Here is a 26,881-nt window from a genome sequence, read left to right as displayed (position 1 = left end):
TTTATCCTCTCCTTCATCAAGAATCGCCTTGTCCCTAACGCGACGATTGCCGGCTTTCCTTGCTTGGAGTCCTTATACCCTTCCTTTTTGTAGGTGAACCGATTTTTGTCGTTCCAGACATCCAATCTCGTGATCTACGGATTCCAATCGATCAAGACTTCGCTCTACGCATCATGCCCAATAAATGAAAGATTTGACCTCTATGATGGGCTTCATGTTCAATCAGATGATAAACAATCCATTCAGGCGTCACGTCATACTCTTCAGGCAAATGACGCACTGTGTACCAATCATCCAGATCAATTGAACGAAACTTTTCCAAAAAATCTTCCCTTACGACCGCTAATCTTTCTAAATGCCGCTCGATCCGTTCTCCGGGCGGACACCAAATTTCTCCTTGCTCGTTTCGAGTTGGCGTTGAAAACCACTTTTCAATCTTGGGGTCCAACTTTTTTTGAAGTAACAAATCGAAGTGAAGCCAGCTCGTCTCCACGTCAGCAATATGAAGCAAAAGCGCTCCAATCGTTGTCGGATCTCCGGCTTGCGGCGTATCTAATTCTTCTTGCGTAATGCCTTCTAACCGATTTAATAAATCGCGCCGAATATCTTGCATCATCCACAATTGACGTCCAATTTCTACGGGATAACCTGGCAAAGCCTGGATTTCAAGTCTGGGTAGATTCTTCATGATTCGAACACCCCCATACTTAAATAACGTTCTCCATTATCTGGCGCGATACAGACGACCTTTTTACCTGTACCCAGACGTTTGGCAATCTGGATCGCAGCATAGACAGAAGCGCCGGACGAAGGCCCAAGTAACATCCCTTCCAGACGCGCTAATTTCCGCATGGTATCAAGCGCTTCATCGTCTTTGATCCGCATAATTTCATTATAGACATCCGTATTCAAAATCTTCGGTACAAAGCCCGGGCTTGTCCCGACCAGCTTATGCGGCCCAGGTACGCCTCCAGACAACACAGGCGAACCTTCCGGTTCTACAACGGCGATATGTAGATTGGGCAGCGAAGCTTTTAACGTCTCGCCTGTTCCTGTGATCGTACCTCCCGTCCCCGCTGTCGCGACAAAAGCATCCAACTTCCCTTCGGTTTGCTCCAAAATCTCAATCGCAGTCGTTCCTCGATGCGCATCGGGATTCGCTGGATTCTCAAATTGCTGCGGAATAAAGCTATTCGGAATCGAAGCTTGCAGCTCCATTGCTTTGGCAATCGCTCCCGGCATCCGCTGAGCGCTTGGTGTCAGCACCACTTCCGCTCCGTAAGCTTTAAGCAGATTGATTCGTTCGCGCGACATATTGTCCGGCATAATCAAGATCGCCCGGTAACCGCGAGACGCAGCGATCATCGCCAGACCAATTCCTGTATTTCCGCTGGTCGGCTCAATGATCGTACTGCCTGCTTTTAGATGTCCACTTTGCTCGGCATTTTGAATTAAATTCCGTGCTGCACGATCTTTGACACTGCCGGACGGATTAAAATATTCCAATTTCACATAAACGTCAGCGGCATCTATAGGTAACATCCGTCTTAATCGAACCATCGGCGTATTTCCGACCAGATCCGCAATCGTGGAAAAGACAGGCGAAGATTTGGTTGAAGCTTTATAAGAATCGGTAGAATCCGACATCAGAACCCTCTCTTTCTAACCTGAGTTTATGACTGTTCTTACCTAAATAATGAATAAAGGAACGACCCGAAGGTCGCTCCCTGTTTATTTTCTTCATTAAATTGTATCTTATTTTGCAATCGTAGTCACGTCTCGCTATTAGTTAGCCGAAGAAATGCCGCGAAGCGTAAAGCTATAGGAATACGTTTGGTTTGCAGGCAGCGTGAATTCTTCGTGCGTCAGTGCTTGCCAGCTATCGTCGCCGCCTACGCCCATCTGACGATAGTTTACGCGAAGTACGGTACGATCGGATTTTGGTAATTTATATCCGTGATCGCAAGCTTCAAGTGTCTCTGGCGTGTATGGCAAAGCATTCAACTCGACTTCTGGCGATCCTTCGATACGAAGACCTGTACCGTTTGCCGAAGTCAGCTCCGCCCAACGCACGCCCGTTTTGTTGCCTGCTTCTTGTGGTCGGAGGTACGGTGTAAGCTGCTCCGATACCAGACCTTTATACAGACCCAGGCGCGCACTGACGTGACGATCCCAATAGTTCTCGTGTGGTCCACGTCCGTACCATTGCAGATCGTTCAGATCGCCAGTAAGTTCGAACAACATTCCGATTTCCAGAATTTCCGGTAGACCTTCTCCCGGTGTAAGCGTCAGCGATACATCGAGTTCGCCCGAGCTTTGTACCGTGTACGTAACTTCGGCTTGCGAAGCCGGCTCTGTCGGAATATTCAGCGTTGCTTTGAATGTCGCGCCTTGCTCTGTCGCCGAAGCTTCAACATGGCGAAGCGTACGTTTTTGACCGGCTTCACGCCAGGTCGCACTACGCTCGTCGAGTTTGTTACCACGGTCGTTGTCTGTTACCGCGCGCCAGAAGTTCGGACGAACCGCAGCCAACAGAAGTTCGCGTCCATCTTGCGTAAGCGAAGACAGATCGCCGGTTTGCTTGTTGAATACGGCTGTGAACCCTTGTCCGCTTACAGTCAGCGATGTATCGTTGTCTTCTGTGCTTAATGGAGCGTGGACCGCTTCGGCTTCAACAACTTCTGCTTGCGCAGGAAGGACGAACTGTCCGAAAGCAATCTCGTGACCACTGTTTGCCCAGAAACGTTCTTCTTGTTCAACCAGCGACAATGTCAGCGTGTGCTCGCCTTGTTCTGTAGGCATCGTGAACGGTACCGTCACTTCGCCCGCTTCGCCTGGAGCCAGTTGGAACGGAAGTGTGCCGCGTTCTACGACTTCGCCTTCACGCGCCGTTTCCCAAACCAATTTGTAACCGCTGAGATCAGTGAACAAGAAATCGTTACGCAACAAGACGCGTCCTTTTTCCAAATCAACGGCTTCGAAACGAACGTTTTGGTAGCAAGTTTTCAGCTCGATCAGCTTCGGAGAGATTTTGCGGTCTGCGAAAATCAGACCGTCGCCGCAGAATGTACCGTCGTGCGGAGATTCGCCGAAGTCGCCGCCGTAAGCCAAATACTCAACGCCGTCTGCTGTTTTCGTGCGGATCGCTTGATCGACCCAATCCCAGATGAAGCCACCTTGCAGTACAGGGTATTGGTAAGTCAGGTCGGTATATTTGAACAAGTTCCCGCAAGAGTTGCCCATCGCGTGACTGTATTCGCATAAGATAAACGGTTTTTTCGGATCGTTTTGTGCATACAGCTCCACGTTTTGCGGCGTTGTGTACATATGGCTTTCGATATCGGAAGCCGCGTCCCACTCACGAGCATGGAATGTGCCTTCATAATGCACCAGGCGCGTTTTATCTACCGTACGGAAGAAGTTCGCCATATGGATAAAGTTATCTCCGCCCCACGATTCGTTACCGAGCGACCAGATGATGATCGACGCATGGTTTTTGTCGCGTTGGTACATGGAGTTTGCGCGATCCAGTACGTTTGCACGCCATTCAGGCTTGCTGCCCGGAACGGTACGCGTGACTTCTTCGGTCTGACCGTATTCCCAGCTTCCGTGCGTTTCCAGGTTCGTCTCGTCGATAACATACAGACCATGTTCGTCACACAGTTCGTACCAGCGGGTCTGGTTCGGATAGTGCGATGTACGTACCGCGTTCACGTTGTAAGCTTTCATCAATTTGATGTCTTCCAACATTTCTTCTTCGGTTACCGCACGTCCCAGATCCGCGCTGAATTCATGACGGTTTACGCCTTTGAATACGATACGCTTGCCGTTGATCTTCATGACGCCATCGTGGATCGCGAAATGACGGAATCCGACGCGGAATGTAACGGCTTCAACTTCGCCTTTTTCATCCGACAATGTAAGCACGAGCGTGTACAGATTAGGATGTTCTGCCGACCATTGTGCAGGCTTTTGAATCGAAGCCGACAGATCTGCTGCATAGATGAAGTCTTTTTCGATCTCGACTTGAGAAGTCATACGGGAAACGGCTTCGCTTCCAGAAGCGTCTAACAAACGCGCTTCAAGCGTATACGTACCGTTCTTTTTGCCTAACGGATTGCCGACTTTGACTCCGACTTGCAGGTAGCCGTTTTCGAAGTTGTCGTCCAATTCGGCTGTCGCCAGTACGTCAGCGATTTGTACGTTTGGTTTTGTATATAGGAAGACATCGCGGAAAATACCGCTCATTCTCCAGAAATCCTGGTCTTCTAACCAACTTGCGTCGCACCAGTGGAACACTTGTACCGCAAGCTTGTTTTCGCCTTTTTTCAAATAAGGAGTTAGCAAGAATTCAGCAGGCGTAAACGTATCTTCGCTGTAACCGACCAGATCGCCGTTTACCCAGATATAGAAGCAAGATTCAACGCCTTGGAAGCTGATATATACGGGTTGATCTTCCCAATTTTCAGGCACGGTGAACGTACGTACGTACGAACCAACCGGGTTAAATTCAGTCGGTGCAAAAGGAGGTTCGATTTTTTCGCGTTCTTCCCACGGGTAACGAACATTCGTGTAATGCGGATAATCGTAACCGTGAAGCTGCCAATGTGCAGGAACGGGAATATCATCCCATTTAGATGTATCATAACCGGTCTCGAAAAAGTTCTCCGGACGATCGGCAGGTTTGTCGACATGATGGAATTTCCATGTACCGTTCAGCGATTGAACTCGGCTTGAGTCTTTGCTGCCGCTCAAAGCTTCTTCGGCGTTCGCATAAGGAGTCAAAGCTGCGCGAGCTTCAAGGCGATTTAATTGGAAAATTTCAGGGTTGTTGTTCCATTCCGGGTAACCGTTTGCAGGTGCTACATACTTGTATTTTTTAAACATCTCTTTTCACCTCATCAGCAAATATAGAAAAGCAAATACACAAAATTCGGTGTGGCTTCAGTCGTACTTAGGCTCTAGTGTACACTGATCTTGGTGAAAAAGAAAAGCTCTGTTTGAAGTTTGCTGATAGCGTTTTCTTCGAGTTGTTTAGTTTTAGACGAAAAACGCACCGGAATTTCCTTATTATTATATGAGTGATATAAGAATATGGTATATAAAAGGTCTTGACGGTTGTAGAAAATATAGATTTTTGTAATTTTTTTATGCTTTTTAGAAAAAGAAAAAAAATTTGTGAATAGTTTGTGGGAGGATCTGCGGTAGAAATTCGACAGTGTTCCCCCGGGAAATCTGCATGATATGAGTACAAAAAAGCGGATACTCATTTAAAGTATCCGCTCAAGATTTTTACAAACTTTAAAGTTTTAAAATTCCAATCAAATTTTCCCGATTTCAACAAGCGACCTAAAGGCTTTCGAAGAAAGGCACATCGTAAGCATACGCTAACGAATTTTTCTCGGAGTCGTCTCGCTTCCCTCTCCAACCAAACTTTTTTCGACTACTCGAACTTCACAACGAAATAGTTCTTTTTGCCGCGGCGGAGAACAAGGGTCTTGCCATGCAAACGGTCTTCTGGAGTGATAACCGTTTCAATCGAAGTTCGTTTTTCTCCATTTACGGACACGGCGCCGCTTTGGATGTCTTTACGCGCTTGACCTTTGGACGGAGCTGCACCGGCTTCGACGAGCAAGTCGATCAGAAGCGGCTCGGACGAAGCCGCTGCCGATGTGGTCGGCATATCGGCGAGCGCTTCGGACAGATCGGCTTCGCTGAGTTCGGCGAAGCTACCGGAGAACAAAGCTGCCGTAATCTTCTCGGCGCTGACTACAGCGTCTTCGCCGTGAACAAGCGCCGTTACGCGGCGAGCAAGTTCGCGCTGCGCATCACGTTTTTCCGGAGCTTTGAGATGCTCCGTTTCCAGAGCAGCAATCTCTTCGCGGCTCAAGAATGTGAAGAATTTCAAGAATTTGATGACATCGGCATCATCGGTATTGATCCAGAACTGGTAGAACGTGTACGCACTCGTTTTGCTGCGATCCAGCCAGATCGCGCCGGATTCGGATTTACCGAATTTTTTACCGTCGCTTTTCGTTACGAGCGGCATCGTCATGCCGAAAGCGTCACCGCCGCCGTTTTTGCCAATCAGATCAAGACCTGCCGTAATATTGCCCCACTGGTCGCTTCCGCCCAGTTGCAACGAGCAACCTTCGTCTTCATGCAGACGCTGGAAATCGTAAGCTTGCAAAATCATGTACGAGAACTCGGTGAACGAGATACCGTGCTGAAGACGCGAGTCTACCGAATCTTTTGCCAGCATGTAGTTGACCGTAAAGTTTTTACCTACGTCACGCAGGAAGTCGATCATCGTGATCGGACCTAACCAATCGTAGTTGCTGACCATTTTCGCAGGAACTTTGGCATCGCCATGACCGAAATCAAGAAAGCGCGACAATTGGTTTTGTAACTTACGCGTCCAATCGGCTACGGTGTCGGCTGTATTCAATGAACGCTCTGTCGAACGTCCGCTTGGGTCACCGATCATACCGGTTCCGCCGCCTACCAGAGCAATCGGACGATGCCCGGCAAGTTGGAAACGGCGCATCGTAAGCACGGGCAGCAAGTGACCGATATGCAGACTATCAGCAGTCGGATCGAAGCCGTTGTAGAGCGTTACGCTTTCTTCGTTCAACTTTTTTTGCAATTCTTCGCGATGCGTCACTTGGTAAATCAGACCTCGGTATTCCAGATCGTCCAGCAAGGCGTTGTCTTCGATTGATAAATGTTCGTTTGTCATGATTTCATCCTCCTTGAAATAGAAAAAAGACCCGGCCTGCTGCATCTGATGCAGGGACGAGTCTTAATCGCGGTACCACCCTTATTGGAAAAGCGCTTCTTTTTTACAAGACGCATTTTCCCTCTCTACAGCCCGATAACGTGGACAACTCCGTCTTGTTCCTTCCGCTTAGGCGGGTTCGGAAACAAGAAGCTCCGGGACGTAATTCGTATTCAATCGCTTACCGCCTCGCACCAACCGGCGGCTCTCTGAAAATGCAAAATTGAATACTACTGGGTTCCCTTCAAAGCTTCATATAAAAATAAAGTTCAACAGACCGGACACTTATTTGATTCACTTTATAACATGTATAGATTCTCCCTGTCAAACGGCTCTTTTGCGAAAACGATTTTAAAAATATTTAACATAGCGCTTACATAACCTTTGATTTTAAAAAAATCCTTATGTTACAATATGACGGCAACAAACATAATTTAGGGGGAATACACGTTTATGAATTGGAAATCTTGGAGAAAACCTAGCGTTGGACTTGCAGCCGCTACATTGCTTTCGGCTCAATTACTCGGCGGCGTAGGAACTGCTTCGGCAGCAGAAGGCGACGTTGAAGTTCATTTGCTCGGTATTAACGATCTGCACGGACAACTCGATACGACTTCGATCGTAGCGGACAAACCAGCAGGTACAGCTCCTATTCTCGCTACATACCTCAAGCAAGCTCAAGCTAAATACGAGCATTCGCTTCTGTTCCATAACGGCGACTCGGTTGGCGCTTCCGCTCCCATCTCTTCGCTTGAACGCGACGAGCCTACAATGGAATGGTTGAACATGATGGGCTTCGATGTAGGCTCACTCGGTAACCATGAATTCGACCAAGGCATCGCAGCTCTCAAAGCTCAAATCAAAGGCGGTCTTGATCCAAAAGACGGCATCGTGACTCACAAAGGCGCAAACTTCAGTTATGTCAATGCGAACGTTATTGAAGAAGCAACAAACAAACCGCTGATCGATCCTTACGTGATCAAAGAAGTTGGCGGCGTGAAAATCGGCTTTATCGGTCTGGTTACAAAATCAACTCCAGCAAAAGTATCTCCAGCAGGTACAAAAGGCGTTCGTTTCTTGAGCGTTGAAGAAGAAGTTGCAGCTGTGAACAAATATGCGAAAGAACTGCAAGACCAAGGCGTAGAAACAATTATCGTTCTGGCGCATGATCCAGCTTCCACAAAAGAAGGCGTAACAACAGGCGAAGCAGCCGATTTGGCAAAAGCTTTACCTGCAAACTCTCCTGTTGATGTTATCGTAGCGGGCGACAACCATGCGCTGGCAAACGGTGAAGTTAACGGCAAACTGATCGTACAAGCTTATTCGTACGGTACAGCGTTCGAAGACATCAAATTGATGATTGACCCGAAAACAGGCGACGTAACTGAAAAGTCCGCGACGGTAACGACGACTTTCCAACAAGGCGTGACTCCGGACGCACAATCTGTTGCGCTGATCCAAAAATATTTGGACAAGCACCCTGAACTGACCAAGCCTGTCGGAACCACTGACGGTTCGGTTACGCGTACAGACGCTTACAACAACGAAGCGGCTCTGGGCAACCTGATTGCGGATGCGATGCGTAGCGCTGATTTCGGCGATAACGCCAAAGCGGCTGACTTTGCTTTCATGAATCCGGGCGGTATCCGCGCTGATCTGCCAAAAGGCGATGTGACTTTTGCGGATCTGGCTAAAATCCAACCTTTCGGTAACACTCTCGTTAAGCTGACGTTGACAGGCGCACAAATCAAAACGCTGCTTGAACAACAATGGGGTAAAAATGCAGACGGTACAGCGAATACCAAAACGCTGCAAATCTCCGGTCTGAAATACAAAGCCGATCTGAACAAACCGGTTGCAGAACGCGTAAGCGATCTACAAATGGCTGACGGTACAGCAATCGATCCGGCTAAATCGTACACAGCTGTCGTGAACAACTTCATGGCTGGCGGCGGCGACAACTACAAAGTATTGACTGAAGCGAGTGCTTCCCTTGCTGGTCCGATCGATCTTGATGTCTTCTACAAGTACATCAACGATACATTCAAAGGTGCTGCGATTACGGCAAAAGTAGAAGGCCGTATCGTCAACACACCAGCTGCTGGTTCCGAAGCTCCTGATTCCGACGGCCCGGCAACTGCACCTACGAACAAAGAGATCTCCCGTGCGGATTTCGTATCCCAATTGGTGGAGTCGCTCAAATTGAACGCTGTTTCTGCGCCAAGCACTGCATTTACAGACGTAGCTGCTGACGCTCCTTATGCAGATGCAATCGCTGAAGCGGTAAAAGCCGGTTATATCAAAGGTTACGTGGGCGGTAAATTCAACCCGAACCAAACGATTACCCGTCAAGAAATGGCAAGCATTTTGGCAAATGTATTGAAAAAACAACTTCCAACCGTTAACGCAACTACAGTGTTGAGTGCGTACAGTGACGCTTCGACTGTTGCTGCTTATGCAAAAACACCGTTGGCACAACTTCTGGAAGCTGATATCGTAGTTCCTGCTCAATCCGGCACCATCATGCCGAAAGGTAAAGTCATGACAAACGAAGCAGACGCTGCGATCAAAGCAGCTGTAGCAGCTTCGGCATCTTAAGTTCAAAACTTACTTTTCAAACTTAGTAAAAAAAACGTCCCGCTCATTTCCCTTCACGGGGAGACTGAGCGCGGACGTTTTTTTATATGTTCTAAAGGTTCTAATTATTGATGCCCCATGACGACATGCGGCACATAAGGAGCTTCCAACCGTTCGATCTCGGCGTCGGTTAACTTAATGGATAACGCTGCGACTGCATCTTCCAAATGATGAGCTTTTGTTGCGCCTACGATCGGGGAAGTGATCGGGCGTTTTTGCAACACCCATGCCAAAGCGATCTGTGCACGAGGTACACTCCGTTCTTTTGCTACTTTCGCTACGGCTTCAACGACTCTACGGTCGGCTTCTTCGGTCTGGGCATACAGCGTCTGACCGAATTTATCGGTTTCGGAGCGTTTGCTGCTTTCTTCCCAATCTCTCGTTAATTTACCGCGTGCCAATGGACTCCACGGAATAACGCCAACCCCTTCTGTTTCGCAGAGTGGCAGCATTTCGCGTTCTTCTTCCCGGTACAGCAAATTCACGTAATTTTGCATACTGACGAATTTCGTCCAGCCGTGACGCTCTGCTGTATGCTGCGCTTTGAGGAATTGCCACGCATACATCGAAGAAGCACCGATATACCGAGCTTTGCCGGCTTTTACGACGTCGTGTAGAGCCTCCATCGTCTCTTCGATCGGAGTCAGCGGGTCCCAGCGATGAATTTGGTATAGATCCACGTAATCCATCCCTAACCGCTTTAAGCTATGATCGATCTCGGCCATGATGACTTTGCGCGACAATCCGCCGCCATTCGGTCCGGTTCGCATCTTGCCGTGCACTTTGGTTGCGACCACAATTTCGTCACGTTTGGCATATTCACGCAGTGCGCGTCCTACGATCTCTTCGCTCGTTCCATCCGAATAGACATTGGCGGTATCGAAAAAGTTAATGCCGAGTTCCAATGCTTGCCGAATAAAAGGACGGCTGTCTTGCTCGCCGATTGTCCACTCATGCGTTCCGCGATCAGGTTCTCCATAACTCATACAACCCAGGCACAATCGTGAGACGTCTAATCCGGTTTTGCCAAGTTTCGTATATTCCAACTGTGATCGACTCCTTTTTTGAACAAGATTGAGGTTTCTTTTATACTTGTATATCTAGCGTATGCGACTTCCCTACATGATATACATACACTTTGGTTCGATACAAATCACGACAGACCTCCAACGAAGTCGGCTCCCAATGATCAAAAGCAAAAAACACACTGACCACTTTTGTGCCATTTTTCGCTCGTTCTTGCAAAATTGGACGTAGACGACGCATCGCAGCGGGATGAAGATAACAGACGATCAAGTCTGCTTCTTCATAAGGATAATCAAACAAATCCGTTCTCCGAAAAGTTAAGCGTGAAGCCGGCAACCGATTTGCCCAAGCCAAAAAGCGCGAACTCCAAAAAGGAACAATCGAATTTTCAACGCCAATGACTTGGCTTAACGGAAAACGTCTTGATAGTTGGATGGCTAATGTTCCGAATCCAGAACCCGCTTCGATAATTCGCGTACCTTCCTGCACTTGATCGATTTGTTGCATCACCATCTGGCGTACAGAACGGCTTGTTGGCATGGGCGTAATTCCATTACGAACGCTGAACACGACGATCAAAAATAATAAAATGAGTACGATAACCGCTAAAGCCACGCTTAAGATCACATAGAGTTCGTGCAAATCACCCCTCCTTTTCTTCAACAACTATAGTCATAGGCTAGAGATGTTCCCTTTATCTTTATTGATCTTATAACCTTTCTCGAAAGGTTTGACGTTCCCTTTATTTCTGCATAATTTTCATTTTTTTCTGTATATTCTTGAATTTCAGAGACTTTCTTGCGAAAATCGGAGAGATGAGTTTATAAGAGGGGAATGAAGAAGTTGCATGTTAAAACTTGGCGAAGCGGTATCTTGATGCTGCTTTGTATGTCGGCGGGGATCGTTGACGTCATTGGTTATATTCATTTGGGGCGCGTATTCACAGCGAATATGACAGGGAATATCGTGATTCTCGGGATGTCTTTTGCCCATGTTGCCGAACTTTCTTTTTTACGGGCGGCTTTGGCTTGTATCGGGTTTATTGCGGGTAATGCAGCGGCAGCCATCTTACTTAGCGGAAATAAAGCGAAAGGCTTCTGGCCGGCTCGAATTACGCTGATTTTGGGCATTGAACTTGTTTTTTATGTGATTTTTGCGGCGTCTTCCAGCCCTGTGATGAGCGAAGGGCTGTTGCATGTGCTGATCTTGCTGCTTAGTAGCGCCATGGGCATGCAGACCACTGCGGCACGTAAGCTCAGTATTGCCGGGATTTCGACAACCGTGCTAACGAACAACTTGGCGAGTGTTATCGAAGATTTCGTTGCCTTTTTCCGTAACAAATTCGGTGTGAAAAAGACGTCGAAAATCAGCGGCGATACGTGGCTACGAATGACCGCTGTGCTGATTTACTGCTTTGGAGCATTGATCGGCGGCGTCGCAGAGACGTATATGCGGTTTAGCGCAATCTATATTCCGATCTTAGTTACGGTCATTATTTTAATTATTATTTTTACGATGTTCCGCAATATTGACGAGAACGGCGAACGTATACGTTCGATTTCTTAACATGTAAAACCGAAGCGATAAGCGCTTCGGTTTTTTTCGATCTCAATTCAAATACCCTTTTGCCAACTTAACATCCCTTTTCTGTTTCCTCGTTCCAAGATCGGATAAGTAAAGACACGAAAAGAAAGCAATAGTTCTGTCATGTTTACTATCATCGCTTTACACTAAGGGCATGGACGATTGAACTCTCCTAAATCTTGGCGGATCGTCGCCTCTCGGAAAGGGTGTTTCCATGGACAAGTGGATAGCAAGACTGACGGAGTTGGAAAACAAGATGATTGAATGGAGACGTCATATGCACCGTAATCCGGAGCTATCGTTTCAAGAAACGGCAACTGCCGCTTTCGTCGCTGAGACGTTACACGGATTCGGAGGCATTGAAGTACGAACCGGTGTCGGAGGCAACGGCGTGGTTGGAACGATTGTCGGCGGGAAGCCAGGACCTACTTTGGCGCTGCGTGCCGACTTCGATGCTTTACCGATTCACGATGAAAAAGATGTTCCGTACAAGTCGACCGTATCCGGCGTCATGCACGCTTGCGGTCACGACGGGCATACCGCTGCTCTCCTCGCCGTCGCCCAAATTTTGAGCGAAGATCGCGAAAACTTGGCAGGTACTATCGTATTGCTGCATCAACATGCCGAAGAATCGCCTCCTGGCGGCGCGAAAGCAATGATTGAAGACGGTTGTCTAGACGGCGTAGACGAAGTATACGGTATTCACCTCGCTTCGCTGCAGCCTTACGGTCAAATCGGTTACAAGCATGGATATTTAACCGCTAGCGCCGATCTGTTCGATATTTCGATCCAAGGTAAAGGCGGTCACGGTGCTTCTCCACATCACACGATTGATGCGATTGCGCTCGGTGCGCAGTTGATTACCGAACTCCAACTGCTGGTGAGCCGACGAGTCGATCCGATGCACCCTTCCGTACTGACTGTGGGTTCATTCCACGCCGGATCGGCGCACAACGTTATTGCCGACCAAGCGAAAATGATCGGAACCGTGCGCACTTTCCAAGAAGAAGCTCGCGATACGATTCAGCAAGGGATTACCAAACTCACGGAAGGCCTTTGCCATTCGTTCGATGCGACGTGCAAGATCGAATATACGCGCGGGTATCCGGCGACATTCAATCATCACAAAGAAACAGACGAAGTCATCCGTATCCTCAAACAAAATGAAATCGCCGAACTGGTGGAACTCCCTGCGATGATGGGCGGCGAAGACTTCTCGTATTATTTGCAAGAAAAACCGGGTTGCTTCTTTATGGTTGGCGCAGCTTTCGAAGATCGGCAAAATTTCCCGCATCATCACCCGAAATTCGATTTCGACGAACGTGCGCTTATGATGTCTGCCAAAGCATTCCTCGCTATCGTAGATGGACGATTGAATGCGGCTCCGATAACGCCTGAAGCCGAGATCGCCTCAGTCTAAAAATACGCAAAAAGCCGAGTTCATCAGAATCGGCTTTTTGTTATGGATCTATAGAGTAGCTTTGCATCCCTTTACAAACCAAGCTGTTGCCGAAACTCTCTCGGCGTTTTGCCATAGCGACGTTTGAAAGAGCGTGTGAAGTTTTTCGGATTTTGATAACCGACAGCTTCACTTACTTCATACGTTCGACAATCGCTACGTTCTAGCATTTCCGCGGCACGCTGCATCCGTATATCGTTCAAATACTCCGAAAAGTTGATGCCTGTTTTTTGCTTGAAATATTTACTGACATACGTCGGATTCATCCGTACCGCCAGCGCCGATCCTTCCAGTGTAGCTTGTGAACAATTTTCTTCGATATAGCGCATAATACGTATAATAATCGGATCGGAAACTCCTGCACTCAGTGGAAAAGGCTGCTCTTCGATTGACGCAATTTGCGAAGAAGGCTCAGGATTCAGAAAGACGTGAGAAGCTTGATCCATATTTTCTTTTAACGTTGAAAAAACACTTTTTAATTCTTCATATTGGGTAGGTTTTAGAATGTAGTGACTAACGCCGAATTCCATGGCACGGCAAGCAACATCGAAATCCCGGTGTGCACTCAGAAACACAATTCGCGGCGAAGTCTTTTGTCTATGCAAGTATTCAGCGACCTGGATTCCTGTCATCTCCGGCATCATCACGTCGCACAGCAGTACATCGACATCATGGCATCCAATGTACTCCAGCGCTTCAAGCCCATTTTTCGCAAATCCATCGACTTCGAATCCAAGCTCATGCCACGGAAAATAATTCCCCAACCCGTGTCTGATTTCCGTCTCGTCGTCTGCAATTAATAGCTTATACATGCACCAACCCCCTTTTGTTGATCGATTATATCGAACTGTAACAAATTCATCAACCAAGAAAATTACAGAAAATATCACACAAACCTTTCATTCAATTACTTTTATCTACTTAGGTTCTGGTTCTTCTTCGATATCGGAACCACAATCTTGACTAACGTTCCTTTTCCCGGCTTGCTATAGATCTGAATGCCGGACGTTGATCCGTAAGCCAATCGTAGCCTTTGGTGCGTATTATGAATTCCTATATGTGACGATTGCCCAAACGGTGCTTCAAGCCTTGCCCGCACTTCATGCAATCGTTCCTTCGTCATGCCTTGCCCATTATCGGATACCGACAGCCGCAGCGTGTGTGCAGTGGAATAAATTTTGATTTTGAGTATGCCGCCGGACTGATTTTGCAAACCATGCAGCAAGCTATTTTCGATCACCGGTTGCAAAATCAATTTCAGTACACGAAGATCTTCACCTTGCGCTCGGCAATCCCAGATCACCTCGAACTGCTCGCCGCTTCGGAATCGTTGGATTGCCAAATACGACTCGGTATAATTGATTTCTTCTTCGATCGTCACTTCTTTTTCTTCTAAATCCAAAGCCCCTTTTAACATTTTGCCCAGTTGTTCGATCATTTGCGTCAAATCATTATTCATTCCTCCCGCTAATGCGACAGCTTTCCATTTCACCGTCTCCAACGTATTGAGCAGAAAGTGCGGATTCAATTGCGATTGCAGCGCGCTAAGTTCCATGAGTTCGCTTACTGCTTTTCGTTCTGCGAGTTGGCTTTTCAAATACTTTTTCTCCAAAAAGTTCGCTAAAATCTGCTGCAAAATATACGCGTTCACATCTTGTTTGCCCACTTTGGTCGATAGTTCTGTTCCTCGCTCTGCATCATGAAGCATATCTACAATGTATCGAATATTACGGACATTACGCCGAGCAAAGTACAAACTGATCGTTACCGATGCCAAAATTGACAATAAAGCCGCAATTCCTGTATAGCCTGCAAGCCGTAGCGGCAAACTGTACAATACGCTTTTGGGCGTAGTCGATATAAAATTCAAACCGTATGTCTGCGATTGAAGCTCCAACACTTCGTATCCCCACTTGTTGTCTCCATAAAATTGCTCAGGCTCAAAAGGATCAAATCTACGTGAAGACGGGAATGAAATAGCGGTATCGGTATCGCTTTGAACGATTACTTGTCGATTGGAGTCTGTAATGAGTAAATGTTGATCGATCGAACTTGGCAAAGATGTTAGCTGTTCTTTGACATAATCAAGGCGCACGTTCAAGACGATCACCGCATCGTTGTCTTTGTTGATATGCAGCATCTGGTATAACGAGATCACATCGGTCTGAAAGTTGGGCAAATCGTATTTATTGAATGAACGCGATTCGCTCCATTGTTTCTTTTGCCCGCTGCGATGCTGCATATAACTGTCGTACCATTTGGAATCATAAGTATCTTCAAAATCCATCATGCCTCCAGTCGTCGAAGAAATAAAACGTCCCCGTCCATTCTCTACATAAACATAGATCGATTCGATATAAGGTCTTGCTATTGCCGGGGAATCGATAAAGTTTTTGAACGAAGCCAAGTCTCGGTAATCTTCGGCACTCGGAAAAGGTTCATTCAGCATATCTCGTAATTGATTGAATTCGAGTGCGCTTGAGATCGCGTGCATATGTAAAGTATCCAATTCTTCGAATAATACTTCGATATTTTCTTTCATCCGCTCCAACACATGCTGATTTGCTGCTTGCACCTCGATGCCCACATAACGCTGAATAATCGTAATCGATAATCCACCTAACATAACCAGAGGAATCAATACCGGCAGTAAAAATGAAGAAAGGTTGCGAACAAAAAACGCTTTGTAAACTTTCTTCACATCATCATCCCCTTTTTTTGTCGTTCTTTGACGCTTTACGTCGATTATACATGCTTGCTCTAAATCGTTAAAGCACAAAATACATTCCCTTTTCACAAATAATGATCCTTTTTTACTTTTTTTGATCACTTTCTCAGCAAAAATAAGACCCAAAAATGAATTCATGTTCCTTTCAGAAAACTTAACTTTTGCTTACAATGAGGACATCAACGAAAGGTATTCTGACATGAGAGAGGAGTTCGATACAATGAGCAATTTACTTGAAGTCGAAGGGATCGAAACAGTGTTTCGTACCGAACGCGGAGAAGTCACTTCTGTAGACGGTGTAAGCTTCACGCTAAAAGCAGGTGAAACGCTAGGTATCGTAGGCGAATCCGGTTGTGGCAAAAGTGTCACCTCACTCTCCATCATGCAACTCCTCGGGAAAACGGGTTCGATTCGCAAAGGTGAGATTCGGTTGAATGGACGCAACATTACAGGGCTTGCCGAGTCGTCAATGCGACAAATCCGCGGTAGCGAAGTCTCCATGATTTTTCAAGATCCGATGACTTCGCTTAATCCGGTCTTTACAATCGGCAATCAATTGATGGAATCGATCATGCTGCATCTTCCTTTGACCGGAAAAGCCGCTCAAGACCATGCGATCGAGATGTTGCGTAAAGTCGGTATTTCCAGACCTGAAGAAATCATGAATGAGTATCCTCATAAACTTTCCGGCGGAATGCGTCAGCGGGTGATGATTGCGATTGCTTTATCGTGTGAACCGAAGCTGCTCATTGCCGACGAACCCACGACCGCTCTTGATGTTACGATCCAAGCTCAGATTTTGGATTTGATGAAGAAGTTGCGCGAAGAAACGGGTACGGCAATCATGCTCATCACGCACGATCTAGGCGTTGTTGCCGAAATGGCGGATCGAGTGATCGTCATGTACGCGGGTCAAGTGGTCGAAGAAGCCGATGTCTTCACTCTATTCGACAAACCCCTACACCCTTATACCGCCGGGCTTATGGGTTCGATCCCGCATCTGGACGGCGATGACGAAGAGACTTTGGCTTCGATTCCGGGTACGGTGCCACCGCTACAACAGATGCCTTCCGGATGCCGATTCCATACACGGTGCGAACTTGCGACTGAAAAATGCGCCGCCGAAGCTCCACCATTATTGGAACAAGCCGAAGGTCATCGTGTCCGCTGCTGGGCGGCACAAGGTGAATTGGATATCAAAAGTTCTACGTTGACTTTACTGAAAGAGGTGACGACATGATTGAATTGGAATCGATGCCTTTGCCGGTATCTAGACCGGATACTGCGGATACGTTGTTACGTCTGGATGGATTAAAAACGTATTATCCGATTCGCAAAGGGCTACTTGGAAGAGTCAAAGGTCATGTCAAAGCGGTAGACGGCGTAAGCTTGGATATTCGCCAAGGCGAAACATTGGGGCTGGTCGGCGAGTCCGGTTGCGGCAAATCGACGATCGGGCGAACGATTTTAAGATTGGAGCAATCGACAGGCGGCGTGATTCGGTATCGGGGTGAAGATATTACGCACTACTCCACTTCGAAAATGCGTCCAATGCGAACCGAAATGCAGATGATTTTCCAAGATCCTTTTTCTTCGTTGAATCCTTGGATGAGAGTCCGCGATATTCTCAAAGAACCGATGATTGCGCATGACAAAGCAAGTAGCGCGACTGTCGATGCCGAAGTCGATCGTCTGCTCGATGCCGTAGGCATTCCTCGCGCTTACAAAGAACGTTACGCGCATGAATTTTCCGGCGGACAACGCCAGCGGATCGGGATTGCCAGAGCGTTGGCTTTGAATCCGAAGTTTATCGTCTGCGATGAACCGGTATCCGCTTTGGATGTCTCGATTCAGGCTCAAGTACTGAACTTGCTCAAACAATTGCAAAAAGATATGGGCTTAACGTATTTGTTTATCGCTCACGGTCTGGGGGCAGTGAAGTATATCAGTACGCGAATCGCGGTAATGTATCTAGGCAAAGTCGTCGAGATCGGGACAAAAGAAGAAATCTTCCGTGCTCCCAAGCATCCGTATACGCAGATTTTGCTAAATGCTTATCCGGTACCTAATCCGCATCTTCGGGGTCGGGAAAAAATTGTCGTACAAGGCGATGTGCCTTCTCCCGCAAATCCGCCGTCCGGTTGTCGCTTCCATACCCGTTGTCCTTTCGTTCAAGATCGTTGTCGGCAAGAAGAACCGGCGCTACTTGGCGGGATCGACGGGCACGCAGCCGCTTGTCATTACGCATTCTGAGTCTGCCCGGCAAAGTTGAAAAGGAGGAGTTCGGATGATTACCTATATTGCGCGTCGGCTGTTAATTTTCGTTCCTGTTCTGCTCGGCATTACGATCATCAATTTTATCATTATCAATATGGCTCCCGGCAATCCGGTCGATATGTATATCGATCCGAATATGTCCCCGGCTATCGCTGAAGCCAAAAAAGAAGCGCTGGGTCTGAACGATCCGTTATTTATTCAGTATTTCAAATGGCTCGGTACGATTTTGACTGGTGATTTAGGTTACTCAATGAGTTCATTCGCTCCTGTAGCTCAATTGATTGGAGAACGGATCATGCCGACCGTGACGCTTGGACTTGCTGCTCTCGTTCTCGCTCTCCTAATCGCTGTACCGCTTGGCATTTTAAGCGCATTGAAGCAAAACACCAAGATCGATTATCTGGTGACCGGGCTTTCTTTTATCGGCACATCAATTCCTAACTTCTTTTTAGGGCTTGCTCTGATCTACATCTTCGCCGTGAATTTAGGAGTCTTACCAACCGGAGGAATGCAAAAGCTTGGCGGAGACGGTGGATTTGGCGATCGAATGATACATATGATTTTGCCAGCGATCGTACTCGCAACCGCGATCGCCGGACGTAAAGTTCGTTATGTACGCGCCAGTATGCTTGATGTACTCAAACAAGATTATTTACGAACAGCGCGTTCGAAAGGCGTACATGAATTTTGGGTGACGAATAAACATGCGCTGCGTAATGCCCTTCTTCCCGTCATTACTGTGGTCGGTCTGGAGATTCCGATTCTGCTGGGTGGTGCGATCATTACCGAACAGATCTTTCAATGGCCGGGTATCGGTCAACTGACTCTTCAATCGATGATGTCACGTGATTATCCGACAATTATGGCATTGAATTTGATTGCAGCGATTGCCGTACTCGGCGCCAATCTTCTCACAGATGTGATGTATTCCGCAGCTGATCCACGAATCAAAGTCGGTTAATTCTTTTTCTTCAACCTACTTGGAAATTTTGCTTGCTCGGTATTTCATTTTAGGAGGTGGCTGTGATGTCTTCGACCGATATCCAAAAGTTAGCCCAGTCAGGTGTACAAGCTATACCTAGTGTTGCAGTCGAACTACCGGAAACTCGGTTTCGTCAAGTCTCGCGTCGTTTCGTCAAAAATAAGATGGCGGTAATCGGGCTTCTATTTTGCTTATTGCTTTTTGCGATCGGATTGTTCGCTCCACTCCTTCAACCGTATGCACCGGATGAGATTACAGGCGATTTCGCGGCTGCGCCAAGTTCGGCTCATTGGCTCGGTACCGATCAGATCGGTCGCGACGTACTTAGCCGATTGATCTCCGCGACTCAAGTTTCTTTATTGGTCGGATTTGCAACGGTTGCGATCTATGTCGCTTTTGGTACTGTGGTCGGCTTGTTATCCGCTTATTACGGAGGCTGGATCGATACGGTAGTGATGCGGATCACCGATATGTTTATGGCATTTCCTTTTATGATGGTCATTCTCGTTGTCGTCAGTGTCGTCGGGCCTAGTCTTTTTACCATAATTGCGGTACTCGCTTTATTTTCTTGGCCGAGTATTGCCAGACTTGTACGCGGTAGCGTCCTTTCGCTCAAACAAGCCGATCACGTACGAGCCGCTGTATCGCTTGGGCTTCGTACTCCGCGGATTATCCGGCATCATATTTTCCCGGGTGCGATGGCTCCAATCATCGTCAATGCCACATTCGGCGTCGCTTCCGCGATTTTGACTGAATCCGGGCTAAGCTTTCTCGGGATGGGTGTCCAACCTCCGACGGCAAGCTGGGGCAATATGTTAAGTGAAGCTCAATCCATCTCGGTATTAAGTGGTCAACCGTGGCTTTGGCTTCCTGCGGGTCTAGCGATACTGCTGACTGTACTTGCCATTAACTTTGTCGGCGACGGTCTGCGCGATGCGCTTGATCCTAAGCAATAATCAATCTTTACTCATTTTTGTTCAACATGGATACTTAAATCGATATTGGGGGTCAATACTATGACGCATCGTAAAAAAAGCTTCGCTGGGCTGCTTCTGACCGCAGCATTTGCACTAACGTTGTCGGCTTGCGGAGGCAGCGGATATACGACGACTAATGAAGTGAACGCCGCTGCGCCTTCTTCATCGGGAAGCGGCACAGCCGTGATTGGTATCGTCAATCCGCCGACAACTTTTAACCCAATCAATCCGAACGACACCGCTTCGATCCAAGCCATTAGCATCATGAACGATAGCTTGATGGTCGTGAATGACGAGCTCGAATTCGAACCCCGTCTAGCCAAGTCTATCGAAACCGAGGACAATCAGACCTTCACGATCCATCTTCAAGACAAAGCCGCTTGGAATGACGGAACAGATTTCACTTCCAAAGACGTGGCGTACACCCTTGGCATGATTGCCGATCCAGCCGTTACCACGAACGTCAATCTCTCCTTTATTGAAGGATTGAACGATTCTGGCAAATTTGACGAAGGAGTAACCGAGATCGAAGGATTCAGCGAAGTCGACGACAAAACATTCAAAATCAAAACCAAATTCCCGGTCGAAATCACTTATTTCAACGATAACTTCAGCGGAAAAGTCCGCTACTTGCCGCAGCATGTATTGAAAGATACGGCTCCTGCCGATCTGGACAAAAGCCCATACATGCAGAACCCAACCGTCTCGATCGGGCAGTTCAGCTTTGTAAAATTTGCCAAAGATCAGTATGTGCAATACAAAGCGAACGAAAATTATTATCTGGGCGCACCGAAATTGTCCGAGCTATATGTAAAAATCTTGACGGCTCCGAACTTGGTTGCACAGCTTCAGACAGGCGAAGTCGATGCCAATATGGATCGCACAGGTCTCATCCCGGTCGAAGATTTTGAAAAAGTATCGAATATGACGAACGTGACTTCTTCTTTCTCTCCAATCAGCACACCGGTATCGATCATGTTCAACGTGAACAAAATGGATGATCCCAAAGTCCGTCAAGCTCTTGAGATGGCGGTTAACCGTCCGCAAATCGTGGAAAAACTGCTGAAAGGCAATGGCGAGATCGTCGATAACATGCTGCCAAGTACCCATCCTTTTTACGATAGCAGTATCGAGCCTTATCCATTCGATCCAGAAGGCGCGAAGAAATTGCTACAAGAAGCAGGTTGGGACTTTAACCAAGTGATTCCTTTCTCGATTCCTGTCGGAAACAAAGTACGTGAGCAAGCTTCTGAATTGGTCGCTGCCGATTGGAAATCGATCGGTCTCAAAATCGAAATTCAAAAATTTGATTTCCCGACATTACTGCAAAAGCTCGTAGCCAATGATTATGAAGTCGGCGTTGTTACAATCCCGTATACCGCTGATCCAAGTTCTGTATTTAACTACTTCACTCCAAAAAGTTCGATGAACTTTACCGGAATCGACGATCCGAAGTTGACCGATTTAATCGAACTCGGCGCTAAAGAAACCGATACGGATGCTCGTAAAGAAGCTTATAACCAAGTTCAACAATATTTCCATGAAAATGTTCCTCAATTCGCGATGTATGTCGACAATCTGATGAGCGTGCAATCGACCAGTCTCAAAGGCAAAGTTGGACCCGATATGTTGAACAACTTGTATCTGTGGGAAAAAACAAACTAATACCGCGCCAAATCGGGCTTTGCCCGCTACTCTAAGAAAGCAGGTGGTTGTATGCGTCTGACCGAACAAGTCTCTAAATTGATTGAGCAAAAAAAGAAGTTGTTTACCGATGCGAGCGATCGAGTATGGGAATTTGCAGAGATCCGGTATGAAGAATTTCAATCTTCACAGTTACTGAGCGATATTTTGGAGAAGGAAGGGTTTACCGTAGAACGGACAGCGGGAGAAATTCAGACTGCTTTCGTTGCAAGTTTCGGCAGCGGCAAGCCTGTCATTGCTTTGCTCGGCGAATATGACGCGTTAGCCGGTCTGAGTCAACAAGCGGGATCGAGCGAATTCAATCCCGTAGCTCCCGGCGGACAAGGTCACGGATGCGGGCATAACCTTCTCGGTACCGGTGCTTTGGCTGCGGCTGTAGCGGCAAAAGATTATATGGTCACAAATCGCCTTCCGGGTACGATCCGTTTCTACGGATGCCCAGCCGAAGAAAGTGGTGCCGGCAAAACCTTTATGGCGCGAAAAGGATTATTCGATGATGTGGATACTGCGATCACGTGGCATCCGGGCACAGACAACGGCATTATGCAAGTTACGTCGCTCGCTACGACGACTGTGAAATTTAAATTTCTGGGCAAAAGCACGCATGCCGCGGCTCAGCCGCATTTAGGACGCAGTGCGCTCGACGCGGTAGAACTGATGAGTGTCGGCGTAAATTATATGCGCGAGCATATGATCGACCAAGCGCGTATTCATTACGCAGTGCTGAACACCGGGGGTAGCGCACCCAACGTTGTCCAATCCGAAGCCGAAGTATTATATTCGATCCGCGCACCGAAATCCGCGCAGGTTCGTGAATTGTTCGACCGTGTACAAGATGTCGCTCGCGGCGCAGCCTTGATGTCCGGTACACGGATGGAATTTACGGTCACCGGAGCAACGTCCGATCTAATTCCAAATCCCACGCTTGAGCGCGTCATGCACCGTCATATGGAAGAATTGTCTCCACCGATTCCGACTGCGGCAGATATCGCTTTTGCCAAAAAGATTTTCGCTTCGATTCCAGAACCAGACAAGCTGTCAGCCGCGCAAAGAATCAGCCGGGAAAAAGTCGCTAAGCTACATGATAATCCGCTGCTTCCTGAACTGATGCCGCTGATCGATGGCAGTGTGCCGATGTCCGCTTCGACAGATGTAGGCGATGTCAGCTGGTTGGTGCCTACGGTTCAATGTTCTACGGCAACTTGGGCGTTCGCCACGCCGGGGCATTCTTGGCAAGTGGTTGCCCAAGGTCAATCGCCTCATGCTCATGCCGCGATGCTCTATGCCGGAAAAAGTATGGCAGCGACTGCACTCGAAGTGCTTATGAATCCTGAAATCATTGCTTCTGCGAAAGAAGATTTAAAGACTCAACTGGCGGGCGAATCTTATGTCTGTCCGATTCCCGAAGATGTTCATCCTCCTCAGCCGATCAATCCGTTACATTCGCAAGCCGAAGTCGCTTTGACCCGATAATCTGATGACAAAAAATGCCCGAAAGCTAGATTCGATTTTCAATCGAACGGCTTTCGGGCATTTTGTTATGATGCGGAAGATTAGATTAAGATTTCGTTGGTTCTAAAAATCCTTTTTCAAAAATACTCAACAGGTTTTCAAGTGTCGTTGGATCGCTATACGACGAAGCTCTCGATTCGAACTCGATCACATGCCCTTCTTTGACAGCAGGGATTTGCTTCCAGATTTCGGAACCGACAATTTCGTTGCTCGCATCCAAATTACGGCTAACCAATACGAAATCACCCATATACTCTGGCAACACTTCTAACGAAAGCGAATAGTAACCGTCTGTAGCGACCGCTTCTTTGATTTTCTCAGGCATTTTCAGACCCATCGCTTGATACACGATCTCTGTACCGCGTGCCCAGCTATCGCCCATGACGTATACGCTTTTGCCATCGACTTCGATCACCGATACGGTTACATCGTCGCCATACTTCGCTTTAATCTGGTCGCCTACGTCTGCGGCTCTTTTCTTAAAGTCTTCGACCCAAGCTTTAGCTTCGTCTTCTTTGCCCAGGATCTTGCCGATTTCGACTTGTTGATCCAAATAATTCAGTTTTCCCCATGTGTAGGTCACCGTAGGCGCAATTTTACTAAGTTGATCCAAGTTTTTCATTTGCGAACCCGCAATGATCAGATCCGGCGCCAAAGCGGCTACTGTCTCTGGTTGTTCTTCCGATACCACAGCTACGTCTTTAAGTTTTTCTGTAAAGAGCGGATTTGCACCTGTCCATTCATCCACGCCGACTGGTGTTACGCCGAGCGATAATACGTTTGGTGCATTGGTCAACGCTACGATTTTAGTTGGATTTGCCGGGATTTCAATAGGTCCGGTCTCCGATTCATACGTGACGGTACCCGAAGTTGCTTCTGCTGTAGCAGGCTGCTCAGCATTCGCTTCCGCGCCTGTCTCTGTAGTCGTTGCCGAGTTTCCGCAAGCACTCATAACCAAGACTAGAACCAGCATCAATGCCGCTAGCCAATACGAGTTTTTTTTCATCATTTCAACGTCCCCCCGAAATCTCTTTTCTTTTGTTAAGGAATATTTATTGATAATCGTCATCCTGAATGAAGTTTAGTGCGTCATCGCCTATGATTATTTAATGAAGCGAAACGCCGTCACATTAACAGGATCAGAAATTGCACCAACGTCAATCAAAGCTAATCGTCGGCAAATTTGTGATGTTTGATATGACAATTCTCTTCTCCATTTGATATTGATTATCATTACCCTTCGGCTATTATATCAAGCGAACAAACAAGCGTCTAGGCATGTATTCCTTTTTTTGGTATGTTGTAAGAAAAAGACGGGGGTTGATGTTTTGAATTCTTTCAAGGAATTTATTTCTTCCCATAAAACAATTCCTTTTAAAATGTGTGTGATTATCTATTTAGGGTGGGCTGTTATCTCATACATGGATTATGGTCAATTTATGTGGTTGGGTGCATTTTTCACTATGATAAGTGCCTTTATTGCTTTTTGGTTATTGCTTATCATTGCATCTGCTCTTTCTTTCAACAAAAACAAGCTTCCTGGTATATTCACCGAAGACATATTAATTCAAGAAGTAAGAAAGTATACGTCAGGATTGAAAATAATAAATGAATATCCTGGAGTTTTTGAAATTAACACATATGCAGATTATAGAGAAACAGCAAACAAGTATAAGCCAGTTTCTAATCCTTCTGCACTTTACCACGAACTTCTTACTTTGCATCGTATGTTAGGTGCGTTGAAAACTTACAAATCAGAAGAGCAACAACGGTGTATTACTCCTTTCTTAAAAGCTTTGTCGGAAAGTTTAGGAGAAAGAGTGACTGAAAGTAGAATTCAAAAATACGAAAATTTTACTGATAGAACTATGCTTGATCTTAAAAAGAACGAAACAAATAAAATGGTTGTTCCTGAAAACAGTAAATTCAAATTCTCTTATCTTGCTGCTATCATTGCAATTATAATCGCTTTTGGTCTATTTATATATCCTGGTGTTTACAAATATGATAAGTATGAGCAACAATATCCAGTAAAGATTAATCGATTTACGGGACATACTGAGATTATGACTTCTAACGGTTGGTATGAAATAGGTGATTTAGAAGAGACAGAAACCCAAACGTCTCCTACAAATTAATGATTTAACGTCATACAGCTTACAAAAATGAGCGAGGAGATATTATGAAAGTTAGACTACTTTTTTTAATTTCAATCTTATTTATGGCAACGGTAGCGTGTTCTAGCGATTTCGAAAAGTCTATGAACGCTGGTAAAGAAGCGCTTAAACAAGAACAATTTGAAGAAGCTTTGGAGCATTTTAATTACGCATTGATAGATAAACCTAATGACGAAGACGCATTGGATTTAAAAAATCGAAGTATCAAAGAATATAAAAGGATGGAGTCCAAAAAGAATCTAGACTCTTTCTTAGCAGATGTTCAACCGTTATATGATAGTTTGGCTGAGATTGATACCGATATAAAAGCTGATCCACTTAAAATTGATAAGAACTTTGCTGAGAAAAATCTCGAGAAAGCAAAGGAGATTAATGATAAACTTGATTTGCTATACAAGAAATGGGAACATAGCGAATTTAGAGATCCTTTTATTGACTTAGTAATCGCTGATGAAAATATTATGTCCGCGTATGAATCAGTTATTGATCCCCCTGTTTTGCATATAGAAGAAAATGACACTTCAAGAGCAGCTGCGATACAAAGATATGATATTGCAACAGGTAGTTATATAACTACAGATTTTAAAAAATATCATACATCGATGAAATCCTACAAAAATTACATTAATGAACTTCAAAATTATTTCAAAAAAACAAGCCCCGCCGAATAGGCGAGGCTCTTTTTATTTCTCAAGTATTCCAAATACTTCGTTTTCGATGATGGAACGTACCTGTTTCAGATCAAGACTGATTGCCCAAGGCATCCCTTCTAGCTTCGTCCGTGCTTCTTGCGTTTTAGCGCAAAGATGATCCGCATCCACTTCTAACTCAAACTCTCCTGCTCGTTTCGCAAGGTAATCATACGCAACGCCAAACTTACCGTATGCGCTTAGTTCTTTTCGGTTTTTTTCGGCGTGCACATAACCTTACTTTGCTAGCGTCCATAGCCATGGTTTTTGCTGATCCGGTTTTTGCTAAACGTTTCTTTGTTTCAATATATGAGACGACTTTGCAGAATAAGAAAAAAACAGCAATTCCAA

Annotated in this window: 20 protein-coding genes and 1 other annotated feature; of the genes, 11 read left to right on the top strand and 9 right to left on the bottom strand. The window is 46.4% G+C overall.

Annotated features, from left to right (window positions below; all coding sequences use genetic code 11):
• Positions 1-151 precede the first annotated feature (151 nt).
• The 4 genes from NOM90_RS00575 to tyrS all read right to left on the bottom strand — a co-directional run bounded on the left by NOM90_RS00575 (position 152) and on the right by tyrS (position 6,739).
• Positions 152-688 carry a DinB family protein gene (locus NOM90_RS00575; RefSeq protein WP_255939220.1) on the bottom strand — a complete coding sequence of 179 codons (537 nt, stop codon included), beginning with the start codon at positions 686-688 and terminating at the stop codon, positions 152-154.
• On the bottom strand, positions 685-1,647 hold the full coding sequence (gene cysK / locus NOM90_RS00570; RefSeq protein WP_255939218.1) for a cysteine synthase A: 963 nt from the start codon (positions 1,645-1,647) through the stop codon (positions 685-687). The genes NOM90_RS00575 and cysK overlap by 4 nt, the downstream gene beginning before the upstream one ends.
• 138 nt (positions 1,648-1,785) lie before the next feature.
• Positions 1,786-4,887, bottom strand: a complete 3,102-nt coding sequence (lacZ, locus tag NOM90_RS00565) for a beta-galactosidase, LacZ type (RefSeq protein WP_255939216.1) — start codon at positions 4,885-4,887, stop codon at positions 1,786-1,788.
• Positions 4,888-5,443: 556 nt separating this feature from the next.
• On the bottom strand, positions 5,444-6,739 hold the full coding sequence (gene tyrS, locus NOM90_RS00560; RefSeq protein ID WP_255939215.1) for a tyrosine--tRNA ligase: 1,296 nt from the start codon (positions 6,737-6,739) through the stop codon (positions 5,444-5,446).
• A gap of 49 nt (positions 6,740-6,788) precedes the next feature.
• Positions 6,789-7,035: a binding site (T-box leader), on the bottom strand.
• Positions 7,036-7,231: 196 nt separating this feature from the next.
• On the opposite strand from tyrS, the gene NOM90_RS00555 reads away from it, so the two are divergent.
• Positions 7,232-9,376, top strand: a complete 2,145-nt coding sequence (locus NOM90_RS00555) for a 5'-nucleotidase C-terminal domain-containing protein (protein WP_255939214.1) — start codon at positions 7,232-7,234, stop codon at positions 9,374-9,376.
• A gap of 104 nt (positions 9,377-9,480) precedes the next feature.
• Here the strand turns inward: NOM90_RS00555 and NOM90_RS00550 are convergent, their stop codons facing one another.
• Together NOM90_RS00550 and NOM90_RS00545 are read right to left on the bottom strand one after the other, a co-directional pair.
• Positions 9,481-10,461 (bottom strand): aldo/keto reductase, encoded by a 981-nt coding sequence (locus NOM90_RS00550; protein WP_255939213.1) that lies wholly within the window; start codon positions 10,459-10,461, stop codon positions 9,481-9,483.
• Between the two features lie 40 nt (positions 10,462-10,501).
• Complete coding sequence (locus NOM90_RS00545; protein WP_255939211.1) at positions 10,502-11,083, bottom strand: class I SAM-dependent methyltransferase; 582 nt, start codon at positions 11,081-11,083, stop codon at positions 10,502-10,504.
• Between the two features lie 192 nt (positions 11,084-11,275).
• On the opposite strand from NOM90_RS00545, the gene NOM90_RS00540 reads away from it, so the two are divergent.
• Together NOM90_RS00540 and NOM90_RS00535 are read left to right on the top strand one after the other, a co-directional pair.
• Complete coding sequence (locus tag NOM90_RS00540) at positions 11,276-12,007, top strand: YoaK family protein (protein WP_255939209.1); 732 nt, start codon at positions 11,276-11,278, stop codon at positions 12,005-12,007.
• Between the two features lie 232 nt (positions 12,008-12,239).
• Entirely contained in the window at positions 12,240-13,445 is a 1,206-nt protein-coding gene (locus tag NOM90_RS00535) for an amidohydrolase (protein ID WP_255939207.1), read from the top strand.
• A 71-nt stretch (positions 13,446-13,516) separates the two neighbouring features.
• On the opposite strand, the gene NOM90_RS00530 is transcribed toward NOM90_RS00535, so the two are convergent.
• Both NOM90_RS00530 and NOM90_RS19285 read right to left on the bottom strand, forming a co-directional pair.
• Positions 13,517-14,296, bottom strand: a complete 780-nt coding sequence (locus tag NOM90_RS00530) for a response regulator transcription factor (protein ID WP_255939205.1) — start codon at positions 14,294-14,296, stop codon at positions 13,517-13,519.
• A gap of 101 nt (positions 14,297-14,397) precedes the next feature.
• Positions 14,398-16,185: a sensor histidine kinase gene (locus NOM90_RS19285; RefSeq protein WP_255939203.1), complete on the bottom strand. Its 1,788-nt coding sequence runs from the start codon at positions 16,183-16,185 to the stop codon at positions 14,398-14,400.
• Between the two features lie 247 nt (positions 16,186-16,432).
• On the opposite strand from NOM90_RS19285, the gene NOM90_RS00520 reads away from it, so the two are divergent.
• The 6 genes from NOM90_RS00520 (at position 16,433) to NOM90_RS00495 (ending at position 23,625) form a co-directional block, all read left to right on the top strand.
• Positions 16,433-17,452, top strand: coding sequence for an ABC transporter ATP-binding protein (locus tag NOM90_RS00520; RefSeq protein ID WP_255939201.1), 1,020 nt, complete (start codon positions 16,433-16,435; stop codon positions 17,450-17,452).
• Complete coding sequence (locus tag NOM90_RS00515) at positions 17,449-18,465, top strand: ABC transporter ATP-binding protein (RefSeq protein ID WP_255939198.1); 1,017 nt, start codon at positions 17,449-17,451, stop codon at positions 18,463-18,465. The genes NOM90_RS00520 and NOM90_RS00515 overlap by 4 nt, the downstream gene beginning before the upstream one ends.
• A 34-nt stretch (positions 18,466-18,499) precedes the next feature.
• Complete coding sequence (locus NOM90_RS00510; protein ID WP_255939195.1) at positions 18,500-19,450, top strand: ABC transporter permease; 951 nt, start codon at positions 18,500-18,502, stop codon at positions 19,448-19,450.
• Between the two features lie 65 nt (positions 19,451-19,515).
• Positions 19,516-20,427 (top strand): oligopeptide ABC transporter permease, encoded by a 912-nt coding sequence (opp4C, locus tag NOM90_RS00505; protein WP_255939192.1) that lies wholly within the window; start codon positions 19,516-19,518, stop codon positions 20,425-20,427.
• Between the two features lie 60 nt (positions 20,428-20,487).
• On the top strand, positions 20,488-22,113 hold the full coding sequence (locus NOM90_RS00500) for an ABC transporter substrate-binding protein (protein WP_255939189.1): 1,626 nt from the start codon (positions 20,488-20,490) through the stop codon (positions 22,111-22,113).
• A gap of 51 nt (positions 22,114-22,164) precedes the next feature.
• Complete coding sequence (locus NOM90_RS00495; RefSeq protein ID WP_255939188.1) at positions 22,165-23,625, top strand: M20 family metallopeptidase; 1,461 nt, start codon at positions 22,165-22,167, stop codon at positions 23,623-23,625.
• 85 nt (positions 23,626-23,710) lie between these two features.
• On the opposite strand, the gene NOM90_RS00490 is transcribed toward NOM90_RS00495, so the two are convergent.
• A complete protein-coding gene (locus tag NOM90_RS00490) occupies positions 23,711-24,670 on the bottom strand; it encodes an iron-hydroxamate ABC transporter substrate-binding protein (protein WP_255940494.1) in 960 nt (319 codons plus the stop codon).
• Between the two features lie 322 nt (positions 24,671-24,992).
• On the opposite strand from NOM90_RS00490, the gene NOM90_RS00485 reads away from it, so the two are divergent.
• Together NOM90_RS00485 and NOM90_RS00480 are read left to right on the top strand one after the other, a co-directional pair.
• Positions 24,993-25,802 (top strand): hypothetical protein, encoded by an 810-nt coding sequence (locus NOM90_RS00485; protein ID WP_255939186.1) that lies wholly within the window; start codon positions 24,993-24,995, stop codon positions 25,800-25,802.
• 44 nt (positions 25,803-25,846) lie between these two features.
• Positions 25,847-26,512 (top strand): hypothetical protein, encoded by a 666-nt coding sequence (locus NOM90_RS00480; RefSeq protein ID WP_255939185.1) that lies wholly within the window; start codon positions 25,847-25,849, stop codon positions 26,510-26,512.
• The last annotated feature ends 369 nt before the right edge of the window (positions 26,513-26,881 follow it).

The sequence above is a fragment of the Saccharibacillus sp. JS10 genome (assembly GCF_024436065.1).
Taxonomy (GTDB): Bacteria; Bacillota; Bacilli; order Paenibacillales; family Paenibacillaceae; genus Saccharibacillus.
This window is presented reverse-complemented; position numbering and strand designations above follow the sequence as displayed.